The sequence below is a fragment of the Pseudomonas sp. 43NM1 genome, from assembly GCF_002836905.1.
Classification (GTDB): domain Bacteria; phylum Pseudomonadota; class Gammaproteobacteria; order Pseudomonadales; family Pseudomonadaceae; genus Aquipseudomonas; species Aquipseudomonas prosekii.
In genome coordinates, this window is sequence record NZ_MKGS01000049.1 from 1 (window position 1) to 9,090 (window position 9,090).

7 protein-coding genes and 1 tRNA gene are annotated in these 9,090 nt (G+C 60.6%); 6 read left to right on the forward strand and 2 right to left on the reverse strand.

Going from position 1 to position 9,090, the window contains the following annotated elements:
• Positions 1 to 441: 441 nt before the first annotated feature.
• The 4 genes from BI292_RS06775 to BI292_RS06790 are packed head-to-tail and all read left to right on the forward strand — an operon-like array spanning position 442 to position 6,016.
• Positions 442 to 3,273: a xanthine dehydrogenase family protein molybdopterin-binding subunit gene (locus BI292_RS06775; RefSeq protein WP_101207410.1), complete on the forward strand. Its 2,832-nt coding sequence runs from the start codon at positions 442 to 444 to the stop codon at positions 3,271 to 3,273.
• Positions 3,266 to 3,805 (forward strand): (2Fe-2S)-binding protein, encoded by a 540-nt coding sequence (locus BI292_RS06780; protein ID WP_101207411.1) that lies wholly within the window; start codon positions 3,266 to 3,268, stop codon positions 3,803 to 3,805. The genes BI292_RS06775 and BI292_RS06780 overlap by 8 nt, the downstream gene beginning before the upstream one ends.
• Before the next feature lie 2 nt (positions 3,806 to 3,807).
• Complete coding sequence (locus BI292_RS06785; protein WP_101207412.1) at positions 3,808 to 5,043, forward strand: cytochrome c; 1,236 nt, start codon at positions 3,808 to 3,810, stop codon at positions 5,041 to 5,043.
• A 1-nt stretch (position 5,044) separates the two neighbouring features.
• Positions 5,045 to 6,016, forward strand: a complete 972-nt coding sequence (locus tag BI292_RS06790) for an XdhC family protein (protein ID WP_101207413.1) — start codon at positions 5,045 to 5,047, stop codon at positions 6,014 to 6,016.
• 113 nt (positions 6,017 to 6,129) lie between these two features.
• On the opposite strand, the gene BI292_RS06795 is transcribed toward BI292_RS06790, so the two are convergent.
• Entirely contained in the window at positions 6,130 to 7,413 is a 1,284-nt protein-coding gene (locus tag BI292_RS06795; RefSeq protein WP_101207414.1) for an FAD-binding oxidoreductase, read from the reverse strand.
• A gap of 183 nt (positions 7,414 to 7,596) precedes the next feature.
• Here BI292_RS06795 and BI292_RS06800 point away from each other — a divergent pair.
• Positions 7,597 to 7,673, forward strand: a tRNA-Val gene (locus tag BI292_RS06800).
• A gap of 620 nt (positions 7,674 to 8,293) precedes the next feature.
• Positions 8,294 to 8,662 (forward strand): DUF6124 family protein, encoded by a 369-nt coding sequence (locus tag BI292_RS06805; protein ID WP_101207415.1) that lies wholly within the window; start codon positions 8,294 to 8,296, stop codon positions 8,660 to 8,662.
• Positions 8,663 to 8,713: 51 nt separating this feature from the next.
• On the opposite strand, the gene BI292_RS06810 is transcribed toward BI292_RS06805, so the two are convergent.
• Positions 8,714 to 9,090, reverse strand: a 377-nt coding sequence (locus BI292_RS06810) for a cell wall metabolism sensor histidine kinase WalK (RefSeq protein ID WP_256592626.1), incomplete at its 5' end; no start/stop codon positions are given.

A 9,090-nucleotide genomic window follows, 5' to 3' on the forward strand; every position in this document is an offset into this window, starting at 1 on the left:
AGGTAGCAGCTCAATGCTGGTCTGACGCCTTCGCGAGCAAGCTCGGCTCCCACAGTGTCAGCGGCGCTTCTCAGGCAGCATGCAGTCCCTGTGGGAGCCGAGCTTGCTCGCGATGAGGCCATCAGCCGCTACATCGTAATCACCTGACACACCGCCTTCGCGAGCAAGCTCAGCTCCTACAGGGTTCGGTGGTTTCGGGACATGCGCAATCCCTGTAGGAGTGAGCCTGCTCGCGATGGCTTCACCTCGGTTTCTGATTCTTTGGTCAGATATTTGTAACGAGTTGTTTTCTAAAACAGCGCAAACCTTTAAAGTTAACCTTTCGGTCAGCTTTGCACTGTCAATTCAGCCCTTTGCTTCGTCAAGAAGGGCTTCTGCAAGACTCGAGATCCCCAGAAAATAACCAGAAGGGCGGACCTATAACCGTCCAGAGGATGATCCATGTCCAACCGTGATATCTCCCGGCGCTCGTTCCTTCAGGGCGGGTTGGTGGCAGGTGTGAGCGTGACGCTTGCGCCGCTCAGCTCCCAGGCGCTGGCTGCCTTGATGGAAAACAGCGTGACCGTGCCGTCCGAGCAATGGCTCGGCAACAACGGCAAGGCGCGTTCGCGCAACGATGCCTTGTCCAAAGTCTGCGGCAGCAAAGTGTTTGCCCGCGACATCCGCGCCAAGGACATGCCGGGCTGGCCGCAGCAGCAGGGCCACGCCATGTTGCTGAAAATCACCAAGGCTGACCGCATCTACGCCGGCTACGACCTGAGCTGGCTCGGCGCCGATTTGCAGCCCGACCGCATCGTCACCGCCGCTGACCTGGACAACGACGGCATCGTCTTTCCGGAAGAGCACGCGCCTGATCCGCTGCTGCCCGAAGGCAAAGTGCCGATGTTCATCGGTCACCCGGTGGCGATCCTTATCTGGAACGATTTCGAGCGATTCCGCCAGGCCAAAGCCAAACTCAAATTCAATGACAAAGCCATCCGCTACGGCGCCCAAGTGCCGTTTTACGAGGGCGATCCCTACGGCAGTTTCCGCTACGTGCGCGTCGGCGGCGCGACCTCGGGCGACGAAGACGAATTCGCCAGCCTCAAGGATTCGATCCTCTTTCCGATGCTGAAAAACCGTCGCCCGGTGTGGAATTCCCAACCCGACCTGCACGGCAACCTGACCGAGCGCGGATTGTTCTACGCCGATCGCATGAAGCAGCAAATCGACACGCCGCCGGACAACTGGCTGGTCTTCGACGAGCGCTACAAAACGCCGTCGATCGAACCCGCCGCGATGGAACCGGACAACGGCAACGGCTGGTACGACCCGGCCACCAAAACCCTGCACTTTGTCGTCGCCACTCAATGCCCGCTGGAAACCGCAACCGACACCGCGAAGATGATCGCGCCGTCGCGTTTCGGCCTCGCCAACCTCAACCTGCACCCGGGCTACACCGTGGGTTACGGCTCCAAGGACCACAACATTTTCGTCTACTACGCTGCGTTGGCCGCGTTGTACGGCGCCGGTGTACCGGTGCGTCTGGCGAATGATCGCTACGAGCAATTCCAGAGCGGCATCAAGCGTCACCCGTTCGACATCCGCTACCAATTGGCCGTGGACAAGACCGATCACAGCTTCAAGATTTTCCGCGCCGAAATGAGCGTCGACGGCGGCGGGCGGATCAACTACAGCCCTTCGGTGGCAGCGGTTGGCGCCACAGCGGCGCAGTCGATCTACTACATGCCGCAGAACGATTTGCAGGTCACGGCCTACCATTCGCGCGCCGTGGAAGCGGGCTCGATGCGCGGTTACGGCACCCTGCAAAGCATGGCGTCGACCGAGATGATGGTCGATGAAATCGCCGGTCGCCTCGGCATCGACGCGATCGATCTGCGCAAGAAAAACGCCATGCTGTCGGGCATGAAAAACACCCAGGGCGCGATCCCTGCCGGTGCTTTGCGTCTGCACGAAATTCTCGACAAGGCTGCGGTCCACGAAGTCTGGAAAAACCGCGACGCGATCAAAAAGCAACGTGAGGCGGCTGACCCGGATCACTGGCATGGCGTCGGTTTTGCGATCTGCCAGAAAGACTTCGGCACCGGTTCCGAAGCGCCGATGGCGAGCATCGAATACACCGCTGACGGCCACGTGACGCTGCGCCATATCGGCATCGAAATCGGCACCGGCATGTCCACCTCGCAAGCCTTGGTGGTGGCTGATTTCATCGGCATCCCGGCGACTGAAGTGAAGACCGGCGAAACCGAGTGGAAAGAGTTGCAGCTGTTCACCGGCGGCAACCCGTACACCATGAGCCAGGCTGAACAGGATGGTTACCTGCGCAACCCGCGCTGGGTCGGCAAACTGGCGTCGGCCTCGTCGGCGACCAACTCGGCTTACTACTTCAGCCACGCCACCCGTGAAGCGGCGCGCGTGCTGTTCAACCACGGCTTGTGGCCGGCGGCATTGCAGATCTGGGGTCAAGGCCCTTACGGCGGCCAGGCCAACCCGTACGTGGTGCGCCGCGAAGACGCGCATTGGGTCGACGGCAAACTCACCGCCAACGGCATGCAACCGCTGAGCTTCGAACAACTGGCCAAACACGCTCACGAAAAAGGTTTGGTGACCGGCGCGACCGTGCACGGTTTCAACCGCTGGAGCTGGGCCGAGGCCGAGTTCAGCATCGACGGTGTGCGCGAGCGCCTGCCACTCGATGGTCTCGCCGTGAAGTACGGCGACGGCGCGCCGAACGCGAAAAAAGCACAGATGACCAGCGCTGGTTTCCATCTGCTCGATCGCCAAAACGCGCATTACCCGGACATCCAGTTGAACAACGCGGCGGTGACTTACTACAGCCCGGTCGCGACGCTGGTGGAATTGAAAGTCAACAAAGGATCGGCCGAAGTGCAGGTGCTCAACCATCACTCGTGGGTCGAGTGCGGTCGGGTGCTGGTGGAAGAATTGGTCAGGGGCCAGCTCGAAGGCGGGATCGCCATGGGCATCGGCCATGCGCTGCTCGAAGAAATGCCGCTGTACGAAGGCGGGCCGGGGGAGGGTGACTGGAACTTCAACCGTTACCGTTTGCCGATGGCGCGGCACGTGGCGGTATGGACGCAAACGGCGGAAATTCTGCCGCCGCTGTCGCCAAGCGACCCGTCCAAGGGCATCGCCGAAGTGGTGATGATCCCGGTGGTCGGCGCCATCGGTAACGCCGTGGCCCACGCCATCGGCAAACGCGTTCGCGACCTGCCTATCACTTCTGCGCGCATCAAGGAGGCCCTCAATGGCTAACCGTCCGCTTCAACTGACCCTCAATGGTCAATCCGTCGGCCCGGTGGACATCCCTGATGACCTGCCGATGATCGACTATCTGCACGAATACAAAAACCTCACCGGCTCGCGCCTCGGCTGCGGCCAGGGCATTTGCCATGCCTGCGTGGTGATCGTCGACAACCCCGACGGCACCAGCGAAGAAGTACGCACCTGCATCACCGGCGCGCACTATTTCGCAGGCAAGAAAGTCCGCACCATCGAAGGTCACGCGACCTGCGATGAGCAGGGCAAAGTCACCGAACTGAACCCGATCCAACAGCGCTTCGTCGATGAATTCGCCTTCCAGTGCAGCTACTGCGCGCCGGGTTTCGTCAACGCCGCGACCGTGTTGGTGGAGAAGCTGCAACGTCAGCCAATCGTCAAAAGTCAGCTGGAAAAAGTCATCGAGGACAGCCTTGGTCACCACATTTGCCGCTGCACCGGCTACGTGCGTTATTACAGCGCGACGCGCAACGTGCTGACCGATCTCGGCCTGGTCAAGGAGGGTTAAAAATGAAGCATTTACTCTCCCGCCTGACCTTGGCGGTCGGCCTGGCTGCGCCGGTGTTGCTGGTGCACGCGGATGATCAGGTCAAGCGCGGCGAATACCTCGCCCGCGCTGCCGATTGCGTGGCGTGCCACACCGCACCGGGCGGCGCGCCGTACGCGGGCGGTCTGCCGATCGTCTCGCCGTTCGGCACGATCTACGGCACCAACATCACCCCGAGCAAAGAACACGGCATCGGTTTGTACAGCGACGAAGAATTCTTCGCCGCGCTGACCGAAGGCAAGCGCCGCGATGGCGCGAATTTGTATCCGGCGATGCCTTACACCTCGTATCACTTGATGCCGCGTGCCGATTCCGACGCGATTCACGCGTACCTGAAAACCGTCGAACCGATCGAGCGTGCAGCACCGGTGACCAGCCTGAGCTTTCCGTTCAACGTGCGTTTGGGCCTGATGGGCTGGAACATGCTCTATGGCAAAGACCTGAAACTGGCGCCGACCGACGGCAAAAGCGACGAGTTCAAGCGCGGCGAATACATGGTCGAAGTGCTCGGCCATTGCGGCGAATGCCACACCCCGCGCGGTTTGCCGGGCGCCATGCAACAAGACAAACGCCTGACCGGCGGCGTGCTCAATGGCTACCTGGCGCCGAGTCTGTTAGCCACTGACCTGGCCGCGCGCGGCTGGAATCATCAGGACCTGAGCACCTTCCTCAAGCACGGCATGAGCGCGCAAGGGACGATGTTCAACGAGATGTTCCCGGTGTTCCACAACAGCACCCAACGCCTCAGCGACCCGGACCTGGCGGCGATGGCCACGTATCTGCTCGGCGATCCGGCGCCCGCGGCGAAAGTGTTGACCGAAGTGCCGCTGGCGCAGATGAGCCCGAGCGCCCAGCGCGGTCGTCAGGATTACCTCAACGTCTGTGCCGGTTGTCACGCGCCGGACGGCGAAGGCAAACCGCACATCGCCGTGGCCATGCGCGGCAACACCACGCTGCGCCTGGAAGACCCGCGCAACCTGTTGCGAGTGATCGAGGACGGCATCGGCGAACAGCAATTCGCCGGGTTCGAACGCATGCAACCGATGCCCGGTTTTGCCGACAAACTCAGCCACGAGCAACTGACTGATCTGCTGAATTATCTGCGTCAGGGTTGGGGTGGTCAGCCGGGTGAACTGGCGGTCGGCGATGTGCAGAAGCTGCAGGCTGACGCGCCGCCGGCCGAGCACAAGGCGCACTGACATGCAGCATCTCGATCTGCAAGTGGTGCGCCGCGCGCTCGAATGGTCTTGCGCCGGTCAGCGCGTGTGGTTGTGCACGGTGCTCGCGACTTACGGCTCGGCGCCGCGTGCGCCGGGTTCGTTGCTCGCGGTGAACGTTGACGGGCAATGGATCGGCTCGCTGTCCGGCGGTTGCGTCGAGGAGGATTTCCTCGAACGCGTTGCCGAAGGTGGGTTCGATCAAGCCGTCAGCGTCGTGCGATACGGCGAGGGCGACGATCCGCGTTCGCGGGTCAGCCTGCCATGTGGCGGCGTGCTCGATGTGCTGGTGGAGAAGCTTGAGGCGGATTGCCACGTTCAGGCGCACCTGCGCGAATTGCAATCGGCGTTGCTCGGCCAGCGTCGATTGATCCGCGAGGTCGATCTGGCCAGCGGTGCGCGCGGCGTGTTTGCCGACAGCGAGCAGGGCGCGCGCATCGAACGTGAGATCGATCGAGTGCGCGTGCGCATCGGCGCTGCTCAGCGTTTGCTGCTGGCCGGTTATTCCAGCGTCGCCCAGGCGTGCGCGGAGTTTGCCGTGGGTCTGGGGTTCGAGGTGATTCTGTGTGATCCGCGCGACGAAGTGCTGGAAGGCGTGGAGTTGCCGGGCGTCGAGATTCGTCGGCAACTGCCATCGGTGTTCATCGCCGACGGCGGCTGCCACAGCGACACCGCCGTGGTGGCGCTGACGCACGACCCACGCATTGATGACCTGGCGATGATGGAAGCGGTGCGCACCGATGCGTTCTATATCGGCGTAATGGGCTCGATGCAAACCTCGCAGAAGCGCTTTGAGCGGTTGCGTCGGATTGGTGGATTAGGTGATGCCGAATTGGCGCGGATACACGCGCCAATCGGTCTGAACCTGGGCAGCAAAACCCCCGCAGAAATCGCCCTCGCAGTCCTGGCCGACATCCTGCGAATCCGCAGCGGCATCCCCCGCGATCGCCTCTGATCCTTGTAGGAGCGAGGCTTGCCCGCGAAAGCGATGCGTCAGGTAAAAATGATGTCGTCTGACACGACCTCTTCGCGAGCAAGCTTCGCTCCTACACGGAACCGCGGTGTTGGTCAGTACCCGAACCTATCCCGCAACCCGTAATACCAAGCCCCCAACGCCGCAAACGGCGTGCGCAACAACTGCCCGCCTGGGAACGGGTAGTGCGGCAGGTCCGCAAACGCATCAAAACGCTCAGCCTGCCCGCGCAACGCTTCGGCCAGCACCTTGCCCGCCAAATGCGTGTACGTCACGCCATGGCCGCTACAGCCCTGCGAATAATAAATGTTATCCCCCAGCCGTCCGACCTGCGGAAGACGCGACAACGTCAGCAGGAAATTTCCGGTCCAGGCGTAATCAATCTTCACGTCCTTCAACTGCGGAAACGCCTTAAGCATCTTCGGCCTAATGATCGCCTCAATGTTCGCCGGATCCCGCGCGCCATACACCACGCCCCCGCCGAACACCAAACGCTTGTCGCCAGTCAGCCGGTAATAGTCGAGCAAATAATTACAGTCCTCGACGCAGTAATCCTGCGGCAACAAACTCTTCGCCAGCGCCTCGCTCAACGGCTCAGTCGTAATCACCTGAGTGCCGCACGGCATCGACTTCGCCGCCAATTCCGGCACCAGATTGCCCAGATAAGCATTGCCCGCCACGATGATGAACTTGGCCCGGACCTTACCCTGCGGCGTATGAACCACCGGATTCGCGCCGCGCTCGATGCGCACCGCTGGCGACTGCTCATAAATAGTGCCGCCCAACGATTCCACGGCCGCCGCTTCACCGAGCGCCAGGTTCAGCGGATGAATGTGCCCGCCGCTCATGTCGAGCAAGCCGCCGACATAGTGCTCACACGCCACCACGTCACGAATGCGCGTCTGATCCAGCAACTCAAGCTGCGTATGCCCGAAGCGCTCCCACAAGCGCTTCTGCGATTCCAGATGCCCAAGCTGCTTGGCCGTGATCGCAGCGAACACGCCGCCGTCCTTCAAGTCGCACTGGATATTATATTTGGCGACCCGCTCACGAATAATCCGCCCGCCCTCGAACGCCATCTGCCCGAGCAGCTGCGCCTGCTTGGGCCCGACACTGCGCTCGATCACATCAATGTCGCGGCTATAACTGTTAACGATCTGCCCGCCATTACGCCCCGACGCGCCGAACCCGACCTTCGCCGCCTCCAGCACCGTGACCTTGAAGCCGTTCTCCAGCAGAAACAGGCCAGAGGACAGACCGGTGTAACCGGCGCCGATCACGCAGACATCAGTCTCCACGTCATCCTGCAACGCCGGGCGCGGCGGAACCGCATTGGCCGATGCGGCGTAATAGGACTCTGGGTAAGGGGTGTTCGCCATCCTGCTGCCTCTGTTTAATATATTTTACGAGTGCCCTGATCCTACCCGACTTAAAAAACCGCCGCCAGCCACCGGAAAATCCCGGTCGCGGCAGCAAAATTAAATATTTTGCATATTCATAGGGTTAGCTCGAAAAAAGGTGTTGACACCCCTCCGGAATTCCGTAGAATGCCGCCACACAGCAGGCACGTAGCTCAGTTGGTTAGAGCACCACCTTGACATGGTGGGGGTCGTTGGTTCGAGTCCAATCGCGCCTACCAAACAAAATCCGCTCTGCTGGGCGGTCTAGAAGGGCTCACCGAAAGGTGGGCCCTTTTTTGTTGTCTGGGGTTTGGGAAATAAAGGGAACGGTTCTATTTGCTTTTTGCCGGAACTGGCAAACCTTGACGCACTCTCTGTTGGACCCGACTCACTCCGTGCGTTGAAAAGGGACTAAATGAGCGGGGGCGGATGACGCGAGATCAACGCCACGTTTGCCGCGATCAGCTAGCAAAGCCAATGGAAGCCTTTCTGCGCGTTTAACCATTGCCAGCTTCATGTTTAACGACACCATCTGTTACGTCCCAATGCCTACAAAACCTTGTGCCCTTGCCTACGGGTAAGACAGAATCCGCCGGCTTGTGCGTCTCTGGGACGGGCTATATCGTCTCCTTGTCACTGAAAAGCAGTGATCGGGTTTGGTAGCCCGCTTCTAAGTAGATGCATGGCGACACTGTATGTAGTCCTATTCCTCGGACTCGACTTTATGGTGGTTATGCGTGGGGCTCATTCGTGAGCGCCGGGTTTCCCGCTTAGACCGGTCTACCAACCCACGCATGGCCGCCACCTCTCGTTTGGTAGCGAGGGTGATGGCTCCGTTTATCTAAGTGGAGTTTCATCAATGTTCAAAGTAACCCCGAATCCGCCGCACACCGATCCAGTACCCTACGACGCCTCTTTCGATCTCGACCCCGATAAGATCAAAGCAGCCGCCGACCGCGCGCTCAAAATCTACCTGAACCCCGGGGCGACGAAAGCGCAGATAGCGCCCCGCAAACCCAGCAGCATCTTCGCCATCGACCCGTCGGCAGATGACGAGACCTTACTCGTCGATGCGTGCGATGCATTTGCGTCCGCGAGCATCATCGTCAACGACCTTGTCGGCCTGACGGAGAATCCGCGACGCCAAACGCTGCTGGTGCTGCAACGGGTGATTACGATGGGCGAGTTAGCGGTCAATCGCGTACTGGATAACCACAAGCCGGGCTAGTCGCCAGGCGATTAACGAGGGGATTGCCCCCTCGTTATTTCGATCAATCAACTATCCCTCCAACACCCGCGCCGGAAAAAACAATTCAAAACACGTCAATCCGTCCGCGCTGGTCACGCCATACCTTCCGCTGTGCAACTGCATGATCGTCGCCACAATCGACAAGCCCAATCCGTTCGATTGCGCCGATCGCTCCCGCGACTCATCGACGCGATAAAACCGGTCAAACAATTTCGGCAGATGCTCCGGCGCAATGGTCGCGCCTCGGTTGCTCACGCGCAAAAAAATGCCGTCGGAGGAGGGCGTCGCGCTGACGACCAATTCCGAATCTGGCGCGCCGTACTTGATGGCGTTCGAACACAGGTTGGCCAACGCCCGGCGCAGCAGCATTGGCTCGGCCCAGATCACGCCGCTGCCGTGCGCGTTGA